The organism is Kosakonia sp. HypNH10, from assembly GCF_029850615.1.
Lineage (GTDB): Bacteria > Pseudomonadota > Gammaproteobacteria > Enterobacterales > Enterobacteriaceae > Kosakonia > Kosakonia cowanii.
In genome coordinates this window covers 312,494-334,680 of record NZ_JAOTIU010000004.1, presented here as the reverse complement: position 1 = coordinate 334,680, position 22,187 = coordinate 312,494, and the positions used below count along the sequence as shown (strand labels likewise).

Below are 22,187 nucleotides of genomic sequence, written 5' to 3'. Positions count from 1 at the left end.
CTAGATTAACATATGAGCCAGTCAAAAAAGCATTTTTGAAACAATGAATACATGATCAATCGCAACTTTACGTCTTTTTTAACGTAAATCCTTTATTGATAAAGGATTGCGAATTAGAAGCCTCCTTTCCACCAATTCCCCCTCTCTGTAATACCTTTCCGGCCAAATCTCCTGCGGCAGAACACCAATCGCATTTGCGATAATGGCTTCGCCTTTAGGCCATGGTCTTTCCAGGGCATTCGCTAAGGTCGAAGAGCTCAAGCCAGCCGCCCGGGAAAGTGCAGCCAGTGAGGTTCCTTTCTTATGCACCGCAGCTATCACGTCAGCTTTATGCCAGTTTGCTTTCATTCCTTTGATCCTCCGTTTTGGTGAGCTAACGACAAAAATACTACGTTATTCGTAGTTCTGCGAACAGAGGGTAAATTACGTATTTCGTAGTTTTGCAGGGAGGATCCAGATTTGCTGTAACTTCAGTGCAAAGACCAAAACAGCTAACAGAGCTACGTATTTCGTAGTATCAGGCGATAAGCATTACTACGATTATCGTAGCCATGAAAAATTCTCCCTCGCACAATGAAGTATTTAGCAGGCGGCTCAAGGCAGCGCGCCTCGCTAAAGGCTTGTCGCAAAAGCAGCTCGGCATTCTGGCAGGCATTGATGAGTTTGTTGCCAGCCCGCGAATCAATCGCTATGAGAAGGGCATCCATCAGGCGAATATCGAAATAGTCCAGCAGCTGGCACGCGTGCTTGAGGTTCCGCTCGCTTATTTCTATGCCGAAGATGACGATCTTGCAGCACTGATCGCTGCATGGAACAAAGTTGATGCCGAGCAGCGCCAATCCATACTCGCGCTTGTGATTAACATGGAAGCCTTCACGGCGCGGTAGATGCCAAATTTGCAGATAACCAAAACGTCTGCGCGCAAGCGCCAGCTCAGTAATACGCCCTGACAAATGAGCATCGACAGATGGACGCTGAGCATCTTGGTGGCAGGTCGCCAGGGGCAGCCGGTAAGTCTGCAGGCATCACGTTGCGACAGGGCGGTCGCATCACACATCAACATCGCAGTGTTCCGCTTCTGGTCTGTCGTTAGTACTGTCGCCTAAAAGCCACCTGAAGTGCCTCCTTATCCAGCATAGATTCGGTAAGGAATTTCCTGACTCTCGCTTTCTCTTCTTAAAGCAACTTCATGCGCTTACCTGAGGCACTTCCATATCTCCACACTTTTTACGCCATGCATAAAATGTGGCATCTGAAATGGTGTGCTTATGGCAGAGCTCACGGGCAGAAATCCCGGCTTTAGCCTCGCGGATGATACTAATGATCTGTTCGTCGGAAAAAAGCCTCTTCAATGGGATGTCTTCATGTGGCTTATGAAGACATTCTTAACATTGAAATTTGGTTTGTCAGAGACAACCACGATATTTCACATTCCGTAAGTTCGGAGTTACTGGCATATCACGGGAGGGCAAAGTTAATGCCTGACATAGCCGATGTTACTTTGATCTATATCCGGACAACTTATTGAGCAGACTATCCCAGCTTTCCAGCCTCAGGGGGAGCGATGTATTTCTCTCAAGGTTATGTCTCTCGATACTCTCTTCAAGATCGTTCTTAGATCTACCCGCGATAACAACCGTTTTGATTTTAATATCCTTATCGGGATCGACAAGTATTTTGCCTTGTGGTCCGCAAAATGCCTGGTGAGTATTCTTGCCTCTTTCCACAGCCTCGCGGACATCGTGAAAATATTTCCGGAATTTGGGATAATTCCTGATGATGATGCCTTCTCTTTTTCTGACCTGTTGTAGTGCTTCATTGGTTTTGAAAGATAAATTATAGTAACCCGTTGATCCCATGAAATTGAAATTGGCCCCTTTAATTTCAATCAAAGTAACGTCCATGCTTGAGCGGCCTGAAAATATGGCGTAATCCACAACACCTTCTTCAATTTTGAATTCAGGAATCACGATATACTCATCGGGGGGGACGGCATATAAATCCGCAAAAAATGCTAGATCCCGTTTTAAAAAAGCCGCCAGTTCTCTTTCTTTTGGGTTTTTCGTTAAAAAAGCAGATAATTCACTCTTAGTGATAGCGCTATCTTCTATTTTAAATTTCTGGGAGAGTACAGCATAATTCTCAAACCATATATCTGTGCCAAACGGACGTATTGTTTCGTGGAGTCGTTCTAGTTGGTTAAAAAGACGCCTGTTTTTTAACGTCTTATCCAGTAGTTCTTGAGGATTACACTCAAATAGTTCTACGGTTTTCTCAATAGAAATAGTCTCCCAACTTGGTGAGCCATTGAAACTAAAATTGACTCTGAAAAATGAACCATATCCTGATAATTTGTCCTCATCATGTTCAATGATGAAAGTATTCTCGGATATAAAACCTTTTTCAATAAGTTGTTTCCTGATGTCTTCAATATAATTAGTTACGCTAGCGGGGCTGTATTTTCCGTCAACGTTCGTTAGCAGAGCATAGATAGCCTTTTCATTAACAAAAATACGCACCCGACATAAGCTGTCCGTTCGCGACAGGCTGGTTGGTGTGAACTGAAATATAAAATCGCTAACTTTCAAATTAGTAACCTCCTGCTGCTGTTATCATTATTGCACCTGTGGTCGCACTTGTAATATCAGGCTAAACTATTCACTAATCAGCATTCCATGTATAAGGATAAACTGAAAGCCTTTACATGAAAAAAAACAATATGACGCATATGGCGGGTCGTTAGGATAAAGCTACATTTTTTTATAACTATCTGATAATACTGTTTTTATATGTATTTCATAGTGCGCCTACCAGTTCCGACATTTCACGCTATTTATAAAAAATTCCTATCCTCGAACGCTCTCTTTCCACGAGTACATGATATTTAGAAAGGGGGGCGTTTACCCATCACCAGAGCGTAGGTCGAAACCCATGACCAATGACCATCGACGAAAAAAAGTACTCCTTGGAAAAAACGCCACGATTGTTCGGCGTCAGTATTTGCTGAGTATACTTGTACTGTAGCGCCATAAAAAGATGGATCTCATTTCGGATAATGGCGTAGCGTAACAACGCTTTTCAGCGTAATGGCTTCGACAGTTTTAACATGCTCGCCAGAACGGCATATAAGATATGGCATATTGCCCCATGATTACACTACTTAGGTTCACCGTTTTCATACATTACTGGCTGGCCTGTGTGAGTATTTCTTCCTGAACTTGCCGCAGGTACCGCATAGTCAGCGAGGGTTTTTCATCTTTACTTATCTATGTGCCAGCTTCACAGAACTGCTAATCATCTGGTCAGTCACTTTCTGACAGGCATTGTTAATGCTCTTTACGCTCAAAGTTAAAACGAGGCTGAACCTGGATGCACCTAATATTAAGACTAAATCGAAAATTCATAATAAAAGGTTTTTCAGTATAACCGGTGGCTCTGAAAGCATGCCAAGCCTTTCTTCAGCGCTTTAAGAAGTATTTTCTGAGTGATGAAAATAGTAAATACTACAAAGTGGTATCCTATTATTTTCTCAGTAGGGATAGTGACTCTTGTCGTTATTAGTATCCGGGATAACATCATTTACGGCCGTGAAAACGAATACATAAAAATAATGGTATAGAAACTTTTGCGCTAATTATTCAGTCAGAGCAGCATGAAAAATAAAAATGCTGAAGGGCGTCTTTCATTGCATCTCTTTGTTAAATTCATAGCTAACGGAAAGGAGGTTATCGTCCCGAAAGATGTTACCGTGAAAATTTTTGATGCAGATAACTATCGGGCCGGGAAAGAAGTTACCATCCGCTACCTGGAGAGCAACCCCGAGTAGTTGGTTGTGATCGGCAATGTTACAAACTAACTTTTTGGTAGAGTTAATCCATCGGCGGTTAAATTAAGCGCGTTGAGATACGGTTTAACAATCAGGTATCGCTGGCGAACATAGTATTTTTCCATAAAAATATTCCATCTTGTAATTTTGCGGGCTGCCTGTATCTGAGTATATGCAGCTTGCAAAGAACTTATATTTTCTTAAAACTGGCCAGGAACTTGTAGCATTTAATACCAATACTACAAAGAAGTATCTCTACGGCACAAAAGCTGGCGGCCTTGCTCTGATACGCGATAACGTGGGCGTGAGGATGATGAAACATAAACAACATCAACCATTCCGGCACTCATCAACTTGGTTAATATGTGCGCAACATTACTAAATCCGGGAATACCCTGAATAGCAAGAGTGCGATCCAGCATCATCCAGGTCCAGTCTATCTCTTTTTCTCCCATAGTTTTCAAAACCTGGCGTTCTGTAGCAGTTAACAAACATTGTTTTGTCATTATGATAATTATCCTAAGTGATATAGATATTCGAAAAGTTATTTAAGTCGTCTATTTATCAGAAATAGTTCATCTAAGATTAATATGTAATGGCTGAGGAAGTCTAAGACAATTTATGCAAAGATTGTAATGATAAATCGGTATGATTTGAAACCAGGTGTTTAACTTCTCCCAAGAGCTGAGAGCTGTAACAGGAGGAAGGGCGATGAGACAAATCAATTCTAGCAAGTTACTTATACGGAATGAGAACGTGGCGCGATAATCAAGGAGATAAACTGATGGGCAATTACCGGGGTATAGACCATTTAAAAGATGTTCCTGCACTCTATGAAAAAATCATTTATGGGCGAGGGTAGACGATGAATAAATTCATTTTAATCGCGGCTGTATTTCTGCTCACGGGCTGCCCTGGGCCTATGGATCCTGTTCCTCAAGAGTACCCCGCACAAGCCCGTTTGGTTGACAATCAGGTATGCATTACCGCTCCGGCCAGGGCGGGCGATAAAATATTCTCTGTGCAGTTTGGTACTGAATCAGGTCGAGAGGTATACAAAACCTTTGGTCAGCCTGATCAGCAGCTCCCGGTTGTTCAGGGTCAATGCCTGCCCACGTTTGATTTTCAGTTCAGGCCGGGTGACAGGTATGCGGCTTATTATAAGTTAACAAACCCGCAAACCGGGCCGGGTAAGTTGTTTGCCGCGCGGTTCTCGCTGGAGAAGAGTGAAAATGGTCACCTGCAGCTGAAACAATACAGCCGTAGTGAATATTAGAATTTCGAGAGGATTGCCTTGTGGGTGTAAAACCAGGTCTGGCGGAAAAAAGTCATTCTGGACGCTCTATTCGGTAGGAATGAAATCCTTAATTAATAAATTATTTTCAGCGCGTCTTTTAGATGCGCTTTTTATTATTTCTCAAAAATAAATCCTAAATATTTATATTTAAATGGCTTCAGAAGCTTCTTATTTTATCCTGTTTTTATCTGGACTTTATTTCTGTTTATTGGTGATATGTACAGGTTTTTAGCGCGATGCGGATGTGCTGCAACACACCCGCACCGCTCATCACAATCACTATTAAACAGGAATAGCAATCATGACTGACACGCATTCTATTGCACAACCGTTTGAACCAGAAGTCTCACCGGCAAATAACCGTCAACTGACCGTAACTTATGCGAGCCGCTATCCGGATTACAGCCGTATTCCCGCCATCATTATGAAAGGGCAGTGGCTGGAAGCCGCCGGATTTGCCAGCGGTACGGGGGTAGATGTGAAAGTAATGGAAGGGTGCATTGTGCTCACCGCCCGAAAAGCCGCTTCTCAAGAGAGCGAACTGATGCAGTCGCTGCGCCGGGCCTGCAAGCTTTCAGCGCGGAAACAGAAGCAGGTGCAGGAGTTTATAGGAGTGATTTCCGGTAAACAGAAAGTCGCCTGAATGGAAAACCGCTCCCGGCAAAAAAAAACGGGAGCGGTTCATTGTCAGAAGGCGGTCATTTCAACCAGAAGGTCTGTTACCCGCGCCCTGAACGCTTCCCCAATGCCAGCCCGCATCACGGCCATTTACCTGCTTTCATGCAAACCATTCGGCCTTATACTGACTGGAACTCAGGCAACGTAGGTATATCAACCATTAATGGAAGCTTTATGCAATCAGGAAAGGGCGCACCGATAGTATGAAAACCTCTACGAAAATTTTACTCGCAACGATTGCCGTCATCGCCGCAGGCCTGGTTTACGCATGGCCCTACGTCAAAATGGATTTTGCTGAAAGCGCTAACTATACGGAGCAGGATAAACGGGAGTACGAATTTTTCACCCCAGAACTGTTAAAGAAAATACCGCGCGTGTCTGAAAATTATCGGTTCGGGTATTCCAATGTCACTGGCCCGGATCTGCTTATTTACGATGTGACGTTTTCAGGTACCACCGATGCGAGCAGAATAAAGACCTATCTTGAAGAAAACGGATATAAGCGTCTTGGTGTCTGCGATATTGAAGGGGAGTGCTGGCAAGGCGCAGACCCCAAAACCTCCGTCTCGGTAGGTGTCATACCGAAGCCAGAAACCGTCATTGTATCGGTGGTAGAGAAGCCCTAATTTAAATACTTCTTCTGCTAAAAAGTAGAAATAATGCGGGGGACATTTCTGATGCCCTCCCATTGTGAAGAATTTATCCCCCAGCCAAATAACCCCCTTAAAAAATTCCTCCCCAACTCCCCCTTTCCAAAATGCTATCCTGTCGCTGGATTCAGGCCGGGCTACATTCACGGTACTGGCCTGATTTTATTCCCCTTTTTTAAGTAAGGAGTAAGACAATGTCAGTTAAGAGAAAACACCTGACTCGCCACGAGGTGAGGCAAATATTGCTGGCAACAGACCGGGGGCTGCATTTTGCGCGGGATTACTGCCTCATCCAGATGTGTTTTTTACACGGGCTGCGCGTCAGCGAACTGTGCGATATGCGCTTGTCCGATATCGATCTGGTCGGGCGGTCGGTCTACGTCCGGCGGCTCAAAAACAGCCTCTCCACGCAGCATCCGCTGTTCGACACCGAACTGCCTGCGCTGACGCGCTGGCTGAACGAGCGTCGCCGCTGGCGGGATGCGGACAGCGACTGGCTCTTCCTCTCGCAAAAAGGCGGGCCGCTCTCGCGCCATCAGGTGCGCTTGCTGCTTAAACGCTATGGCGAACTGGGGGGAATCAGCATCTCCGCTCATCCGCACATGTTGCGGCACGGGTGCGGTTACGCGCTGGCAGATTTGGGGCGTGATACGCGTCTGATACAGGATTATCTCGGGCACCGGAACATCCGGCATACGGTGATCTACACGGCCACCAACACGCAGCGGTTTCTCAATGTCTGGGGAGATGTTTCGCAAAATCAACCATTTAGTGCCAAAACGCAAAGTAGTATCAGAAAAATTTAGGGTAGAGTCAAAATTTTTCTGATGCCTCTTCAGGCAAGACGTTATCTTGCTGTTTTTAAATCGTTATTTTTTGCAAGCACGTCGTAATAACGCATTAACTTTTACTGGCAACGTGATCCAGCTGTTCACGTTGCCAGTGTTATCTTCTCAACGTCCCGTTATTTTATCTCTCTTATCTTGCCAAAAAGCGCTTTCCCTGACGTTTTATGCTGCCTTTCTCTGTTTTTAAAAATCTTCCGCTGAACTCACCACTCTGGCACTAACGGGAAAGTCTGAAGCAGATTTTTTCGCCGCCGTTGTAGAGCAGGGCATGGCTCTGCGTCATTTTTATCAAGGAGAAGAAAATGAAAATGCGGTTAGCAAACACGGCTTTTATCGTCTGGATGGGGCTTGCCGGCACGGCGCAGGCCGCAGACGGCACCATCTACTTCACCGGCAGCATCACCGACCAGACCTGCGCGGTCGACAGCGGCTCGCAAAGCATGAACGTTGATTTAGGCAAAGTCTCCGTGACGACGCTCAACGGCTCTGCCGGGTTGAAAGCTGCCCCGACACACTTCAGCATTACGCTCAATGATTGCCCCGACACCGCCACCGCGCTGAAAGTGAAATTCGACGGCACCGCGCATGCGGTTAATCAGCGCCTGCTGTCGCTGGACAGCGGAAGTAACGTTGCGAGCGGCGTCGGGATCGAAATTGCGGATAAAAATGGCTCTGCCATTCCGCTCTACTCGGCCTCGGGCGATTACACCCTCGATGAAGGCAGCAACACGCTGGACTTCACCGCCCGCTATGTCTCGACCGGCACGACGGTCACCACCGGTACGGCTAACGCCACCTCGCAGTTCACCCTGAACTACCGCTAACGCCCGACTGACGCGGAGATACACATTAACGGTGTATCTCCGCATAACAAGGATGTTGTCTCCGGAGAGAAGAAGATGAACAGGCATCTGCATGTTGTGCTGGCGTTGCTGCTGGCTCTGCTTTGCGGGTCGGCAGAGGCCGGGATCGTGATTGGTGGGACGCGCGTTATTTATAACGGTGATAAAAAAGAGGCCTCGCTCTCCGTCCGCAACCCGAATAAATCAAATGTCTATCTGGTGCAGAGCTGGGTCGATAGCGGTGAGCAGGGTCGCAAAGCGCCCTTTATCGTCACGCCGCCGCTGTTTCGCATCAACGCGGATGAAGAGAACCTGCTGCGCATCATCCGCACTGGCGGCGCGCTGGCGCAGGATCGCGAATCGGTGTTCTGGCTGAACGTTAAATCGATTCCCGCCATGGATGACAGCGTTGCGCGCACCAACATGTTGCAGGTGGTGATCAAATCGCGCATCAAGCTCTTCTACCGCCCCGGCGGGCTGCCGGGCGAGCCGGGAAGCGCCTATCAAAATCTGCGGTTCACGCACCGCGGCAATTGCCTGACCGTCACCAATCCCACGCCCTATTACGTCACGCTCTTCACCCTGAAGGTGGACGGAACCGAGGTTAAGGACGTTGATATGGTGCCGCCCCTGGGCAACGCCAGCTTTACGCTGCCCTCGGCTGCGGTCTCGCGCGTCAGCTGGCAGGCGATCAGCGATTACGGCGGCGTCAGCCGGGTTGAACATCGGCCGCTCTGAGGGGAAGGTGATGAAAATGCCGACTTCGCGGCAGCGGGCGTTTTTACCGGCGCTGGTGCCGATAGTGCTGCTGCTGCCCGGCTACCTTCGCCATGCGGACGCGCGCGAGATGTTTAATCTTCATGCGCTGGAGCTTGATAACCCGGGCCAGCCGGTGGCCGATCTCGCCTTCTTTGCTGAACCGGACGGTCAGCTGCCGGGCACCTACCGCGTGACCGTCTATGTGAACGGTGAAAAGCAGGGGGAGGCGCAGGATATTGCTTTTATCGCGGGTGCAGACAAGCATCTGCATGCGCAGATCACGCCCGCGATGTTGCGAAGCTGGGGAGTGAAAATCGATGCCTTTCCCGAGCTGGCGGCGCTTTCGCCGGAGGAACCGCTTGAGGATTTCGGCCATTACATCCCGATGGCCGCCGCCGAACTGCGGTTCAGCCAGTTAAGGCTCAACGTCAGTCTGCCGCAGGCGGCGATGGATGCGCGTGCCAGAGGCGATGTCGATCCTGCCGAGTGGGACGAGGGAGTGACTGCCGCGCAGCTGAACTATAGCCTCAGCGGGAGCCATCGCTGGCTTGATGTGGGTAAAGGCTCACGCGACAGCTACTACGCCAGCCTGCAAAGCGGAGTGAACCTCGGGGCGTGGCGGCTGCGTAACGACTCGACCGGGCATTACGCCAGCGACCACGGCAGCCGCTGGGCGTCGATTAACACCTATCTGCAACGCAACATCAAAGGGCTGAAGGGGCAACTGACTCTTGGCGACAGCTACACATCGTCGGAGATTTTTGACAGCGTGCAGTTTCGCGGTGCGCAGCTCGCCTCTGACGACAACATGTTGCCGGACAGCCTGCGCGGCTTTGCCCCGGTGATCCGCGGCATCGCCCACTCCAGTGCGCAGGTGACCATCAGGCAGAACGATTACATCATCTACCAGAGCTACGTCGCGCCCGGGGCGTTTGTTATTCGCGATCTCTATCCCACCTCCGGCAGCGGCGATCTCACCGTCACCATTAAAGAGGCGGACGGCAGCGAGCACACCTTTATTCAGCCCTTCTCGGCGGTGCCGATTATGCAGCGCGAAGGCCGCCTGAAATATGCTTTGACCGCCGGGAAGTATCGCAGCGGTAACCGAACCAGCGATGAGCCAGCCTTTGGTCAGGCGACGGCTATCTACGGTCTGCCGCGCGCCGTCACTCTTTTTGGTGGCACGATCGCAGCGCAAAATTACCACGCCGGGGCGGCGGGGCTCGGTTTTGGGCTTGGCGATCTCGGCTCCCTGTCCGCCGATATGTCGGTTGCCCAGAGCACGCTGAACCGCAACGACGCTCACCACGGCCACTCCTACCGGCTGCAATATGCAAAGGATTTTCAGGCTACCGATACCCGCTTCACCCTTGCGGCGTACCGCTACTCCACCGCCGGGTTTTACACCTTTCAGGAGGCGAACGATCGGCGCGTGGAGGGCAGCAATAAGCGGCAAAAGCTTCAGCTCGATCTCAGCCAGAGCGTGGGGGATTACGGTTCGCTTTATCTCTCCGGTTATCAGCAAGATTTCTGGCAGGAGGAGGGCTACGAACGCACGCTCAGCTCCGGCTGGAGCGGCAATTTTAGTGGCATCAGTTACAACCTCGCCTACAGCTATAACACCTATCCGGCTCGCGCCCAGCCCGCAGAACAACAGCTGGCCTTCAGCGTCCAGGTGCCGCTTAGCCGTTTTCTGCCCAACGCCTGGGCGAGCTACAGCCTGAACAGCGCACGGCACGGCGACACTCGCCAGCAGGTAGGGCTCAGCGGCACGACGCTTGCCGACAACAACCTGAGCTACAGCATCCAGCAGAGCCTCAGTAATCACGGCGCGGGCAGCGCGGGGAGTCTCAGCGCCGGTTACAAAGGCGGGCAGGGGGAGATAAGCGGCGGCTACAACTATGACGCGCACTATCAGCAGATTAACTACGGCCTGAAAGGCGGCATTGTTGCCCATCCGCACGGCATAACTCTCTCCCAACCGCTGGGCCAGGCGCTGGCCGTGCTGAAAGCGCCGGGCGCTCGTGATGCGAAAGTTCAGAGCAACACCGGTCTCTACACCGACCGGCGTGGCTATGCGGTTGTGCCCTATGTCACGCCGTACCGGAAAAACCGCGTGGTGCTGGATACCACTACCCTTGGCGATGAGGTGGATATCGATAGCGCAGTGCAAACCGTTACCCCGACAAACGGCGCTGTGGTGATGGCGAACTTCAATACCCGGGTCGGGTGGCGCGTGCTGATGAAGCTCTCTTATCAGGGCCGGCCGGTGCCCTTCGGCGCACAGGCAACGCTTAAAGAGGGGAGCAGCGGCATCGTCGGCGATGACGGCGTGGTCTATCTCGCGGGGGTGCCGGAGGAGGGAAAAATCAAAGTGAAATGGAACGCGGATCAGCAGTGTGAAGTCCATTTTCGGCTGCCGGACAACGTCGGCAACAGCCCGGTAATTGAAACAGAAGAGGAGTGCCTGGCATGACGCGGTTCGTAAAATCACTCTCCGGCCTGCTGGTGCTCTGGTCCCTCTCCTGCGGTGTTAAAGCGGCCTGCGGTTTTGCCAGTAATCTGGCGGGTGAGATCGGCAATGCCATCAGCTTCGGCAACGTCTCGGTACAACGTGATACGCCTGTCGGTATCGTGATTGCGACGGCAGTTACGAGTGCCTATAACGGCGGGAACAACATCGCCGGATGTACTGAGAGCTGGATTTACCGCTGGGAGATGAGTCAGTGGCGTACTCAGAGTGCCCTCGGAAATAGAATTTATGCAACGAATTTGCCCGGGGTGGGGATTCGCTTAACTAATATCGGATCCCGAAAACAGCTGCCTTACGATCAACGCGTGCCGCCGAATACCAGTGTTTATATCGGTGCCGGTATGAAAGCGGAATTAATCAAAACCGGCGCGATAACGCCAGGAACATTGACCCCGGGCGTGCTGGCTCGCGCCTCAATCGCCAGCCGCTTCTATTTTGCCAATGTCATGCTGGGCGGCACCAACACGGTTACCACCACGGCCTGCACGATCCTGACACCGGAGCTCTATGTGCTGCTGGGAGATCATGAAAAATCGCTCTTTTATGGCCCCAGCGCCTATACCGAATGGAAAGATTTCTGGATTGAGCTGGAGTGCGATAAAGACGCCCGTATCTACGTGCAGGTCGATGCGGAACAGGATCCCTCAAACGTGCCTGGCGTGATGAAGCTGGACAGCGCGCCTGGCGATATCGCGGCAACGGGCGTCGGTGTGCAGCTCTATTTTGCGCCCGACGATCGGGCGGTGCGCTTTGGGCAGCGCAGGATTTACTACACCTCGCCCGGCGGCGGCACCGAGACCGTCCAGTTTAAAGCTCGCTATTACCAGACCGCACCGCGCGTCAGCGCAGGTGTCGCCAGTGCAACTGCGACATTTACCTTAACTTACCGGTAGGTGCTAGGAGTAAATGGCGCGGTAAGAGAAAGCATATTTAAAAACCAGAGCGAGTCAGCGTCAGCGTCCGTGTTTGCGGATCCCGGGTAATAACAAAGTAGGGCGTGATTTCCCCCTCGCGCTGCCATCTTTCAAGTGAGCCTTCGCGCTTTACGCTGACATAACCCAGTGAGGTTAAATAATTTCTGATAACGGTTATGTCAGCGCCCGGACCGTAAACAATGCTGCTGTCCCTTGGCTGAGTGCCATCCTCGGCGGTAAAGGTGAAGTGATATTTCTCAGAGGCTCTCGGCGCATGGCGAATGTCGCTGTTGGTGTAAAGATAATAGGCCCACAGGTTTGCCTCGGTATAACCTTCGTGGCGCTCTGCAACTTTCTGCATGCTGCAATCAATCAGCACAAAGCCAATGATGACCAGCAGAATAAGCATTGACGCTCTTTTTAGTTTTTTCATATCTCTTCCTTCGCACTCCGTTTGCAGTCGGGCTTAGAGTGCCAGTTCCCTCGACTGTATCGATAGAACGAAATCAATGTAGTGAAGAAAAACGTTACGCCTGCCTCTGTATCAAACGACACGCATGAAATAAGTCTGAAAAAAGATGAAGAGTGGGCGCAAATTTTAATTCCCACCCAAACAAGTGATTGCGCTCCTCTCCTTGGCATGGACAATGCCTGATCGTGCGCCGTACAAAGCAGAGCAAGAAAAGAGCCAGCGAAAACCCGTAGTGGTTTTTGACGAAAAAATAAGCGTATAACTACGTTTCACACAGCCAAACAGCAAAGGAACCGCGATGTTGCAAAAAGAGGATTTCCCGGCAAAAACCAGGTGGGTGATTATCGCTATCGGCACGCTCGCCGGGCTGCTATGGGCGTTGCCGGACGCGCTTAAGCTGCATGATGACTACTCAATTTATCTGTCGCCGCTTGCCATTGCATTTGCCAGCGTGCTCGCCTTCACGCTCTATCGCGTCAAAGACCTTAAGCCGTGGCACTGCGCGCTGCTGACGCTGCCGTTTATCGCGCTGATGACCGGCTGGCTGCGCTGGAACTTCCCTGGGCTGCCGAACGATGATTTTCATGGCACAAACTTCGGTGCATCGATATTTCTGCTTACTCTGGTGATGCCGTTTTTGGCGACGTTCTGCACGCCGTCCGGGCAGAAAGCGGATAAACATGCCTTTATCACCGGCGCGCTGTGGAACAACACCTTCACCCTGGGCGTGACTGCGGTGATGACCGGGCTGTTCTGGCTGGTGCTTCTGCTGTGGAGCAAACTCTTCAGCATGATTGGCATCACGCTGTTCGAGCACCTCTTTTTTGATAACCCTTTTTTCCCGGCGATGGCGACGGGTGCTGCCGTCGCCGCTGGCATCGTTTTTTGCCGACGCCTGCCTGGCGCTGCCGGGCTGTTCCGTAACCTGCTGACGCTCGCGGTCAGCGTCCTGCTGCCGCTGCATGCGGTTATCTCTCTGCTGTTTCTGGCCTGCTTGCCCTTTACCGGGCTGGCGATTATCCCGGCCTCTGTCTCCGCCGCGACACTGCTGCTGACCATGACGCTGCTGATGCTGGCGTTCAGCGCCATGGTTGGCGAAAAAGCGCCAGCTGCTTCGCGTTCGCCGCGGGTGATTGCGCGTCTGGTGCTAGCGGCGCAGTGGATCACGCCGCTGCTCGCCGCGCTGGCGGGCTGGGCGCTGTGGCTGCGCATCGCCGAATATGGCTGGACGGTGGATCGCGTTTACGGCGTGGCTCTTACGCTTCTCGCGTTGATCGGGTCTCTGCTGCTGGTGAGCTATCAGCGCCGGGCCTGGACGCAGGGCGCGGCTAACATGAACAGCTTTATCGTTCTGATGCTGGCACTAACAGCCTGCGGCTGGTTTTTGTTGCATACGCCGGTTGTCGATCCGCTGCGCATCACCGTTAACAATCAACTGGCGCGATACGCCGAGGGCAAAGCAAAAGCGGATGAAGGCGATCTCTATACGTTAAGCAACGCCGGGCGTCGTGGCAAAGAAGCGTTGCAGAGGCTGAAGGCGCATCCGCAGTGGCTTAAAGATCCGGTGCAACAACAAGCGATGCTGATGCAAATCCTCGGCGGCTATCACGAAGGCACGAAGAAAGACATTAACGCGTTGCAGAAAAGCATCCCGCTGCGCGCGGGCAGCGAAGCACCGCCGGAGAGCTGGTGGCAGGCACAAACGCAGTATGTCGATCACACGCTGAGCACCTGCATGGTGGATAGCCGCGCCTGCCTGATCTGGATGCAGGATCTCAACAACGACGGCACGCCGGAAGTGCTGCTCTATAACCGCAACGACGCCGGGATCTCGGTCTATACCCATCAGGGCAATGAGTGGCGTCAGGCGGGCAGCGTCACGCTGTCGCAAAACGCCGAAAAAGCGCTGCGCGAAAGTATGCCGAAAACCGTCAGCAAACCCTGGCGCGATCTGGAGATCAACGGTCAGCGCTATCCGGTGCAGTATTACGGCTTTGAAGGCCAGTAATCATTACGCCCGGCGCCATAAAGCCGGGCGAGAGGAGTGCAACAGTGAGCCCGAGCGTAGAAGAGGTAATTGCTTTTGTGCGTGAGTTTTCGGGATGTACGCGCAAAGCGATCGATGAAAGCACGCTGCTGGAAGATGATCTGGGTATTTGCGGTGATGACGGCGTTGAGCTTCTTGAAGAAGCAGAGAAGTTTTTTGCTGTCCGTTTTGAAACGGATGAAGAAGATTTCCGCTCGCTTTTCTCGTTAAAGGAGAACGAGTACCTCTTTACAAGCGAAGGTCTCGATCTACTCGGCATCTGCTATTTTTTTCGCTGGTTGCGCGGCGAGCCAGAGCCCGTGGTGCGCGATCTCTCCATCGGACAGCTACATCAGGTGCTGGTGAAAGTGCGTAGCAAACAGGAGGGCAGTTGCCCCGCAACACCACAGAGTTAATAGGTTTTGTAGTCGCTAAAGTAGAAGTGCTTTCCGGTTTCATTGTCGACGCGGATATTGACTTCGGCACCGGGAAAAAATTGTTCTTTTTCAATAAACGGGAAAGCAATACCACGTTTGGCGATAACTTCCTCTCCTTTAAAAATATATTTCACCGTCACGGCTGCCGTAAGATGATTATTAAGTTCCTGATACTCATCAAACTTCAAATCAACGATATTTGCCTTAAGATCAGTGCCGTTTTCTTTGGTTTTTACATCGTTGGACTGGCTCCGCCAGTTAGTGATGCCGACATAAATGAAAAGAAGCACTACACCACCGGTGATAATCCAGCCTAACTTTGGTGATACGGTTGATAAAAATCCATGATGATAGTTCTGTTTCTCCGTGATTAAGATGTTGACTTTGTATGGCTGTATTAGACTGAATATTATAGGCTTTTTTAATTCGGCGCTCTAACATTTTTAGCCGATTCTGTTTTAAGAGCATCTATTATACAGGGCTGATTGCAAATAATAATTAAATGATTACCCGTTTATGAAAATTAAAAAAAGATGTAACCTGTCATGCGCTGCGCATTCTGTCTTTAACAGTTTTCATGATCGAGGTAGTAAAAATCAGCAGACCTGGCAGGGTTTACTCTTATTCTTAATGATTTCCCCATTTTAATTTTATCTTTATCGGTGACATAAACTCTGATGCCTCTTTTCGAGGTAATAGTTTGCTCTGAAAAGATATATTTCACCGTAACGACGCTAACGAATTTATTATTGGCTCTTTGATATTTATCAGGAACGACCTCCGTGATAATGGCCTCTATATCAACGCCATTCTCTTTAATGTTGGCATCTCTTTTATTACTTTTATGGGTGAGGAAGGCCACGTAGCCCGCAAAAATCAGGCCTGCCAGGGGGATAAGCCATGCCAGCTTTAGCATAATCCAGGAGAGAAGGTGCATAGATACTCCATCAGATATAGTAATTATCGTCTTTTATAATCAAGCGCTGCGTCACGCATATCAAGCATATTTTTATTAGGGTTACTTTTTAAATAAACCACAGGAATGGGTGCTCCTTGAATGTAATTTTGAATTTCGCTAGCTTTGATATTTATTTGCGCATTCCTTTTTTTATATTCCGTGCCGTTTTCTGCGATGAATGAATATTCAACATGAATATAGGCAAACTCGCTGTTCGGTGATAATTTCGATTGTATCTGCAAAATAGTTGCGTCAATATAACAAGGGTTGCTAAGGATTTTCTTTTTGGTAAAACGCTCGATAACACCTCTTATTAATGAGTGAGCGATGGCAAATACCACTAACGTAATAAGTATGATGTGTATCGTTTTAAGAAAGCTATCCATACTGAATCCATATAAGATAATAAAAAATATTCTAACACGAATCGTTCATATTGATATTAATTTCGACACAATTTGGCTGTTTTTTAGCAAAAAATTTATCATTGAGCAGAGTACTATGCTGTTAAATATTATAATAATAAGATAAACGATTGCTTTTACTATTATCTAAAGCATTATGAAACCACATGTCATCAACCAGAATAAGGATACGACAACCGGATTTATGGCATTTAGCGCTAGCAGACAGTCATGGTACAGTTCTGTATAGTTATTTAATAGGTCCTGTAATCAGGATAATAAAATTGCGTCGGATTGCCAGGATTAATTCTTACCCTGATTTTCCTTCCAACCTCAAACTTATCTTTGTCCGTTATATAAAAATTAAGGCCACGTTTAGAGGTTACGGTTTTTCCTTGAAAAGCATAATGCACTGTAATCACCGCAACTATCTTATTATTAATTCTTTGGTATTTATCTGGAATGATTTCCACCATTGCGGCATCCAGATCAATGCCGTTTTTTTTAATAAATGCATCGATTTTATCAGACTGCTTATTTTTGAAGATTACGTAAGCAACAAAAATCATAGCAACCAGAGGTATCATCCAGGCTAACTTCAACATGACATAGGATATAACTTCCATAATGTTTTGCCTTTCATATTTCTCGCTTAGAAAAAATTTTTTTCGAAAAAAAACGTAACGGTGAAAATCGGTGTACGCAGGTTCGGTTTTTCCCCCTATTTACAGTCGTCCATTTTCGTACCCGATGTAATAAAAGATGGTCGGCTTGTCAGGATGAACTCTGATGCCAATCATCTTTCCGGGTTTAAATTTTTCTTTATCAGTAAGGTAATAGCGTAGGCCGCGTTTTGCATTGATAAGCATGCCGCCAAAGTTATATTTTACCGATACCAGCGCAACTATTCTGTTATTAACTTCCTGAATCTCATCAGGATTTACTTCAGTAATAGTGGCGTCAATATTAATTCCATGATCTTTAATATACGTATCCGTTTTGTTGGATTCGCTTATCTTATAAGCTATATAACCGGCAAAAAACAGTGAACCAACGGGGATGGCCCAGGCAAGTTTGGGCATGATATAAGAAAGAAATTCCATCATTGTATATTCTATTCCTTATTGTTGTTGTTGAAAGCTAGTTATGCAGTAACATCAGGATTTCTTTTTCCATCTAAACCGCAGGTAATCCTCTATCGCATTTCTCATATTAAGCATGTTTTTTGACGGATCGTTTTTTAGGTAAACAACAGGGATAGTGAAACCCACATTGAATTTAGGTAGATCCATCGTTTTAATTCCGGTCAGGACGTTTTTTTTCGTGTAAGTTTCGCCGTTTATAGCTGTAAAAGAGTAATCGACTGTGATATTGACGATCCCATAACTGGTTGGCGTGCCCGGCATTATCTCGGTAATCGTTGCGTCAACATAGCAGGGATCTGTCATAATCTCTCTAGCTATTTTTTTCTCAATAAAATTTTGGACAGTTGTAATACAGATGGCTAACACAAAAGCGCCAACGAATATGTAAACTAATGCTTTCAAAAATATTTCAATCATATCAATTCTTAAAATTAGATGAGTTAGAAGGCATTACATCAAAGTCACAGATTACTTGTTATAAAAAGCAGTGGTTATCATGTTTTTTGATGTAACTATTTAGTACGTCCTGTAATCAGGATAATAGAACTGCGTCGGATTGCCAGGGTTTATTCTTATCCTGATTTTATTTCCAACCTCAAACTTATCTTTATCTGTTATATAAAAGCTAAGACCACGCTTAGAAGTTATGCTTTTCCCATCAAACTCATACTGCACTGTAATGACAGCAACTATTTTATTGTTTATGGTTTGAGCTGCATCTGGCTTGATTACTGTCATAGTCCCCTCAACATCAACGCCATTCTCTTTTATATAATCGTCGAGCTTATCTGATTCTCTGTTTGTAATAAAAACATATGCAACGAAGATTAAAATACATAAAGGAATGATCCATGCAAGTTTAGGCATGATATAAGAAAGGAAGTCCATAACCATAATTTAACGATCCTATATTTTCATTCATGCTTTTGGTTTATTTTTTTAAACTAAAAGTCACGATCTTAGTAGAATGATTTTATTATTCTGCTGCATTTTTCATATTCAACATGTTTTTTGATGGGTTATTTTTAAGATAAACAACAGGTATTGTTGAACCTACTTTGAACTTCTGCAAATCCATTGTTTTGATCGCGGTCAGAACGTTTTTTTTCGTGAATGTCTTACCATTTATAGCCTTAAAAGAGTAATCAACCGTAATATTTACAATGCCATAACTACTTGGTGTGCCCGGCATAATTTCAGTGATCGTTGCATCCACATAATAAGGATCTTTTAAAATGTCTGTGGATATTTTTTTGTCAAGCAGAGTTTTAGCCGCTAAATAACAAATTGCTGTTGCTGCAACGCCAACAAAAATATAATAATACGCTTTCAAAACATAATCCATTTAATTCAAGCATCCTTCTGTTTCCTTCGTACAAGGGAGCCTCGATCATAAATTCACATGATTTTTTATCATATCTCAACCTGATCGGGAAGAAGAGGTATATCTGTTTTCAAGTTTGGTTTGAAAAACTATGAACATACCACCTCTTCTGAACCCGGCTTATCAAGTTGAGGGTTGTAATTAATATGTCTTGTAATCAAGGAAGTAAAAGTTATTTCCAGTACTGTTATCAACTCTTACATTTAATTCGGCACCTGGTACAAATTTATCTTTCTCAATGAAAGGAAAAGCAATGCCTCGTTTCGCAACCACTTCTCTACCTTGAAATATATATTTTACTGTAACAGCTGCAGTAAGATGATTATTAATCCTTTGCATATCATCGAACTTGAGACTAACAATGGTCGCTTTTAAGTTGCTCCCATTTTCTTTTATCCGTGCATCATTAGAAGCGCTCCGCCAATTTGTAATGCCTATATAGATGAATACAAGCAATACCCCTGCAGATACAAACCAGCCTAACTTTGGCGAAATATTTGATAAAAATTCCATTATATACCCTAAAAGAAAGTAGTTAACATACTAAGCGCTTGTTTAAAGGTTGTTATTTCAGTATCTGTGCCTGCGACAGCCCATTTCACCACCCCACCAATACGTCTACCTGATATTGTCCTGTTCTCAAGTTTCAGTCCCCCCAATGTCATTCCGAAGGGGTTTATACCGATCGCTGATAAATTAAAAGAGATATCATTTAACTTTACGCCCAATGAAGCGTGTTTGTATTCATAATATTCACCTGGCGAAAGTATTTCTACTTTCTCAGGGCTTTCGATAGTAATTGTCTTCGGCGAATAGATTTTGATACCTTCCTGGACGATTTCATCCAGTCGGCCATCGATGCTTCTGCCTACGTTACCCTTTACCTTCACCATCTGATTTTTATGAATTGTGCGCATTTCCATGCCCTGGATATCGGTCACCACACCTCTTTTGTAGGTCACTTTAGTGGCGTAAGCCAGCGCATTTGGCGTATTAAGCGACATTGCGTTAAACGGGTCTGGATGTGGAATGATCACCGAGCCTTCTTTCGGTATTGGACCAATCCGCTGATCGGTAGGCACGGGCGGCAATTGCGACTCCTGGCCCTGGGCATTCACCACCTGGCCAAACACCACTTCCGGCACTTCATACATGATCTTATCTGCCGCAAGGGTACTGACCGAGGCGTCGGTTTTGATCACCAGATTCTTGGTGTAGCTGTTGTCGGAGTAACCGGTGACTGATTTGGTCTCGTTATCGACAATCGTCTCTTTACGGCCTTCGGCGCTCACGCAGATGGTCTGTCCTTTATTAAAGGTCTGCGTGTCGTGATCCTCCACCGTTATGGCGCGGGTGAGTTTATGGTTATAGATCGTCTCTTTATGCACGGTCTCCTTGTGGATACCTTCAACGGAGACGTTCATATCCCGCTCGGAGTGGAGGTCAACCGACTCGTTGCCGAGCTTATCTTCGAAGAAGAGATAGCTGGCGTTATCTTTGTTGCCGTCTTTACTGCGGGTCATAAAGCCCATACGGGTTGAGTCGCCCGGCAACTCCCACGGCGGCATGCTCGCTTCGTTATAGACGCGGCCGGTGACAATCGGACGATCCGGGTCGCCGTTGATAAAGTCGATAACCACCTCATCGCCGACGCGTGGGATCTGCACCCCACCAAAACCCTGGCCAGCCCATGCGCTGGATACGCGCACCCAGCAGGAGCTGGTGTCGTCGCCTTTTGCATGACGATCCCAGTGGAACTTCACTTTCACGCGGCCATAGCGGTCGGTCCAGATTGATTCACCCTGCGGGCCAACTACGCGGGCGGTCTGCGGACCATGTGTGCGTGGCCACTCCGTGCGTTGTGCCGAACGGAAGGTGGTTGCCGCCGGTATCACCACAAACTGGATCTGATGAATAGTGTCGGAAGCGCTGCCGCTAGCGTAGCTGTTCTCTTCCAGCGTGTAGGCGGCGCTGACGACGAGATAATCGTTGTTGCTGCCAGCAAAAGGCGGGTTGCCGAGGGTAAAGGTATAACCCGGCGTGATACCGAGCGCCGTGCCGTTGGCGTCAATGCGCTGCTGCTCGGCCTGCCACTCCTCCTGGCGGATGCGGGCGTAAAACTCACCGTGCGAATGCTCGACAAAACGACCCGGCCACTCGTAATAGTCAATCTGGCCGGGTGAGGGCGAAGCAGGGTTCTGCCGCGCCTGGAACATCCACGCGTTCGGCTTGCGGAAGTCGTAATCATCGATGCTGTAAAGGCCGGGCGTAACGCGTTCGCTGATCGCCCACTGACCAATACCCTCTTTATCCGTCGACCCGCCGGAAAGGGTGGCGTGATAGGGGATAACTTCATATCCGCTGAAAGGTTCATGATGCTCTGCCGCATCCATCAGCACCATGGTGTGGGAATCCGCCTCATGGCGGAAGTAGAAGTAGATCCCTTCCAGCTCCATCAGGCGGCTAATAAAGTTGTAGCTGCTCTCCTGGTACTGAACGCAATACTCCCAGTTACGGTAGTCGCCGGTCAGCTTATCTTCCGTTTTAACGCCATATTCCGACAGCACGGTTTTAATAATGTCTGGCACGCGCTGGTTCTGGAAAATACGCTGGTTACGGTCGCGCAGCAGCGGCCATAAATCGGATTCAATTTTCAGGAGATATACCGCGTAGCGCACACCATCAAGCTCGGTGCTTTGCAGATTCACCTCGGTGATTTTGCCGTTGAAATAACGCGGTTGCAGGCTCTGGGTTGGCACCTTAATAGTTAAGGGTTTCCCTAATAGCGCTCTACGGTCGATATTGCCATCTTCACTTAACATCGTGACGTTCAGGGCAAAGGATCGCGACATCACTTCTGTGCCGTTAAGTTTCCAGAACATCAGCGACTCGGCGCCGGCTGGCGGGGTGACGGTGATACGGTCAAACATAGCAACTCTCCCGGAGCTATTGCCCCGCGCGTTCAAAGGCTTGCGAGGTGTTTCTTTTTTTGGTTTTTTGCTGTGCTCACGGTT

26 protein-coding genes and 1 pseudogene are annotated in these 22,187 nt (G+C 48.3%); 12 read left to right on the top strand and 15 right to left on the bottom strand.

The window, feature by feature from the left end; all coding sequences use genetic code 11:
• Nucleotides 1-78 precede the first annotated feature (78 nt).
• Nucleotides 79-348 carry a helix-turn-helix transcriptional regulator gene (locus N7V53_RS13945; protein ID WP_076768976.1) on the bottom strand — a complete coding sequence of 90 codons (270 nt, stop codon included), beginning with the start codon at nt 346-348 and terminating at the stop codon, nt 79-81.
• Between the two features lie 203 nt (nt 349-551).
• Here N7V53_RS13945 and N7V53_RS13940 point away from each other — a divergent pair, with 203 nt between their 5' ends.
• The gene (locus N7V53_RS13940) at nt 552-887 is read left to right on the top strand and encodes a helix-turn-helix transcriptional regulator (RefSeq protein WP_279793734.1); all 336 of its coding nucleotides are present in this window, start codon (nt 552-554) and stop codon (nt 885-887) included.
• Here the strand turns inward: N7V53_RS13940 and N7V53_RS13935 are convergent.
• Together N7V53_RS13935 and N7V53_RS13930 are read right to left on the bottom strand one after the other, a co-directional pair.
• Nucleotides 837-1,352 (bottom strand): annotated as a pseudogene (locus N7V53_RS13935) (transposase); the annotation flags it as partial. The gene N7V53_RS13940 and the pseudogene N7V53_RS13935 sit on opposite strands and share 51 nt — an antisense overlap.
• Nucleotides 1,353-1,496: 144 nt before the next feature.
• Complete coding sequence (locus N7V53_RS13930) at nt 1,497-2,588, bottom strand: Shedu anti-phage system protein SduA domain-containing protein (protein WP_279793733.1); 1,092 nt, start codon at nt 2,586-2,588, stop codon at nt 1,497-1,499.
• Between the two features lie 1,064 nt (nt 2,589-3,652).
• On the opposite strand from N7V53_RS13930, the gene N7V53_RS13925 reads away from it, so the two are divergent.
• Nucleotides 3,653-3,826: a hypothetical protein gene (locus tag N7V53_RS13925; RefSeq protein WP_279793732.1), complete on the top strand. Its 174-nt coding sequence runs from the start codon at nt 3,653-3,655 to the stop codon at nt 3,824-3,826.
• A 239-nt stretch (nt 3,827-4,065) separates the two neighbouring features.
• Here the strand turns inward: N7V53_RS13925 and N7V53_RS13920 are convergent, their stop codons facing one another.
• On the bottom strand, nt 4,066-4,332 hold the full coding sequence (locus N7V53_RS13920; RefSeq protein WP_279793731.1) for a MarR family transcriptional regulator: 267 nt from the start codon (nt 4,330-4,332) through the stop codon (nt 4,066-4,068).
• Between the two features lie 359 nt (nt 4,333-4,691).
• On the opposite strand from N7V53_RS13920, the gene N7V53_RS13915 reads away from it, so the two are divergent.
• The 8 genes from N7V53_RS13915 (at nt 4,692) to N7V53_RS13880 (ending at nt 12,326) form a co-directional block, all read left to right on the top strand.
• The gene (locus N7V53_RS13915; protein WP_279793730.1) at nt 4,692-5,102 is read left to right on the top strand and encodes a putative T6SS immunity periplasmic lipoprotein; all 411 of its coding nucleotides are present in this window, start codon (nt 4,692-4,694) and stop codon (nt 5,100-5,102) included.
• A 322-nt stretch (nt 5,103-5,424) separates the two neighbouring features.
• Nucleotides 5,425-5,766: an endoribonuclease SymE gene (symE, locus tag N7V53_RS13910; protein WP_279793729.1), complete on the top strand. Its 342-nt coding sequence runs from the start codon at nt 5,425-5,427 to the stop codon at nt 5,764-5,766.
• Nucleotides 5,767-6,004: 238 nt separating this feature from the next.
• Nucleotides 6,005-6,427 carry a hypothetical protein gene (locus N7V53_RS13905; protein ID WP_279793728.1) on the top strand — a complete coding sequence of 141 codons (423 nt, stop codon included), beginning with the start codon at nt 6,005-6,007 and terminating at the stop codon, nt 6,425-6,427.
• A 218-nt stretch (nt 6,428-6,645) separates the two neighbouring features.
• Nucleotides 6,646-7,257 carry a tyrosine-type DNA invertase gene (locus tag N7V53_RS13900; protein ID WP_042713977.1) on the top strand — a complete coding sequence of 204 codons (612 nt, stop codon included), beginning with the start codon at nt 6,646-6,648 and terminating at the stop codon, nt 7,255-7,257.
• 344 nt (nt 7,258-7,601) lie between these two features.
• Nucleotides 7,602-8,123, top strand: a complete 522-nt coding sequence (locus N7V53_RS13895; RefSeq protein WP_279793727.1) for a fimbrial protein — start codon at nt 7,602-7,604, stop codon at nt 8,121-8,123.
• 75 nt (nt 8,124-8,198) lie between these two features.
• On the top strand, nt 8,199-8,879 hold the full coding sequence (locus tag N7V53_RS13890) for a molecular chaperone (protein WP_279793726.1): 681 nt from the start codon (nt 8,199-8,201) through the stop codon (nt 8,877-8,879).
• Nucleotides 8,880-8,889: 10 nt separating this feature from the next.
• A complete protein-coding gene (locus N7V53_RS13885; RefSeq protein ID WP_279793725.1) occupies nt 8,890-11,376 on the top strand; it encodes a fimbrial biogenesis outer membrane usher protein in 2,487 nt (828 codons plus the stop codon).
• The gene (locus N7V53_RS13880) at nt 11,373-12,326 is read left to right on the top strand and encodes a fimbrial protein (RefSeq protein WP_279793724.1); all 954 of its coding nucleotides are present in this window, start codon (nt 11,373-11,375) and stop codon (nt 12,324-12,326) included. The genes N7V53_RS13885 and N7V53_RS13880 overlap by 4 nt, the downstream gene beginning before the upstream one ends.
• A gap of 37 nt (nt 12,327-12,363) precedes the next feature.
• On the opposite strand, the gene N7V53_RS13875 is transcribed toward N7V53_RS13880, so the two are convergent.
• Nucleotides 12,364-12,780, bottom strand: a complete 417-nt coding sequence (locus tag N7V53_RS13875; RefSeq protein ID WP_279793723.1) for a hypothetical protein — start codon at nt 12,778-12,780, stop codon at nt 12,364-12,366.
• Nucleotides 12,781-13,117: 337 nt separating this feature from the next.
• Between N7V53_RS13875 and N7V53_RS13870 the strand changes: the two genes are divergently transcribed.
• Together N7V53_RS13870 and N7V53_RS13865 are read left to right on the top strand one after the other, a co-directional pair.
• Nucleotides 13,118-14,827, top strand: a complete 1,710-nt coding sequence (locus N7V53_RS13870) for a DUF4153 domain-containing protein (protein WP_279793722.1) — start codon at nt 13,118-13,120, stop codon at nt 14,825-14,827.
• 44 nt (nt 14,828-14,871) lie between these two features.
• On the top strand, nt 14,872-15,261 hold the full coding sequence (locus N7V53_RS13865; protein ID WP_279793721.1) for a hypothetical protein: 390 nt from the start codon (nt 14,872-14,874) through the stop codon (nt 15,259-15,261).
• Here N7V53_RS13865 and N7V53_RS13860 read toward each other — a convergent pair.
• The 10 genes from N7V53_RS13860 to tssI form a co-directional block, all read right to left on the bottom strand.
• Nucleotides 15,258-15,572 (bottom strand): hypothetical protein, encoded by a 315-nt coding sequence (locus N7V53_RS13860; protein WP_279793720.1) that lies wholly within the window; start codon nt 15,570-15,572, stop codon nt 15,258-15,260. The two genes, N7V53_RS13865 and N7V53_RS13860, sit on opposite strands and share 4 nt — an antisense overlap.
• Nucleotides 15,573-15,847: 275 nt before the next feature.
• A complete protein-coding gene (locus N7V53_RS13855) occupies nt 15,848-16,219 on the bottom strand; it encodes a hypothetical protein (RefSeq protein WP_279793719.1) in 372 nt (123 codons plus the stop codon).
• Between the two features lie 23 nt (nt 16,220-16,242).
• Nucleotides 16,243-16,626 carry a DUF3592 domain-containing protein gene (locus N7V53_RS13850; protein WP_279793718.1) on the bottom strand — a complete coding sequence of 128 codons (384 nt, stop codon included), beginning with the start codon at nt 16,624-16,626 and terminating at the stop codon, nt 16,243-16,245.
• A gap of 272 nt (nt 16,627-16,898) precedes the next feature.
• Nucleotides 16,899-17,270 carry a hypothetical protein gene (locus tag N7V53_RS13845; RefSeq protein WP_279793717.1) on the bottom strand — a complete coding sequence of 124 codons (372 nt, stop codon included), beginning with the start codon at nt 17,268-17,270 and terminating at the stop codon, nt 16,899-16,901.
• A 99-nt stretch (nt 17,271-17,369) separates the two neighbouring features.
• On the bottom strand, nt 17,370-17,750 hold the full coding sequence (locus tag N7V53_RS13840) for a hypothetical protein (RefSeq protein WP_279793716.1): 381 nt from the start codon (nt 17,748-17,750) through the stop codon (nt 17,370-17,372).
• Nucleotides 17,751-17,801: 51 nt separating this feature from the next.
• Entirely contained in the window at nt 17,802-18,206 is a 405-nt protein-coding gene (locus tag N7V53_RS13835; protein ID WP_279793715.1) for a hypothetical protein, read from the bottom strand.
• A 99-nt stretch (nt 18,207-18,305) separates the two neighbouring features.
• The gene (locus N7V53_RS13830; RefSeq protein ID WP_279793714.1) at nt 18,306-18,683 is read right to left on the bottom strand and encodes a hypothetical protein; all 378 of its coding nucleotides are present in this window, start codon (nt 18,681-18,683) and stop codon (nt 18,306-18,308) included.
• A gap of 82 nt (nt 18,684-18,765) precedes the next feature.
• Nucleotides 18,766-19,134: a hypothetical protein gene (locus N7V53_RS13825; RefSeq protein WP_279793713.1), complete on the bottom strand. Its 369-nt coding sequence runs from the start codon at nt 19,132-19,134 to the stop codon at nt 18,766-18,768.
• A 180-nt stretch (nt 19,135-19,314) separates the two neighbouring features.
• Nucleotides 19,315-19,686: a hypothetical protein gene (locus N7V53_RS13820; RefSeq protein WP_279793712.1), complete on the bottom strand. Its 372-nt coding sequence runs from the start codon at nt 19,684-19,686 to the stop codon at nt 19,315-19,317.
• 8 nt (nt 19,687-19,694) lie between these two features.
• On the bottom strand, nt 19,695-22,103 hold the full coding sequence (tssI, locus tag N7V53_RS13815) for a type VI secretion system tip protein TssI/VgrG (RefSeq protein WP_279793711.1): 2,409 nt from the start codon (nt 22,101-22,103) through the stop codon (nt 19,695-19,697).
• Nucleotides 22,104-22,187: the final 84 nt, after the last annotated feature.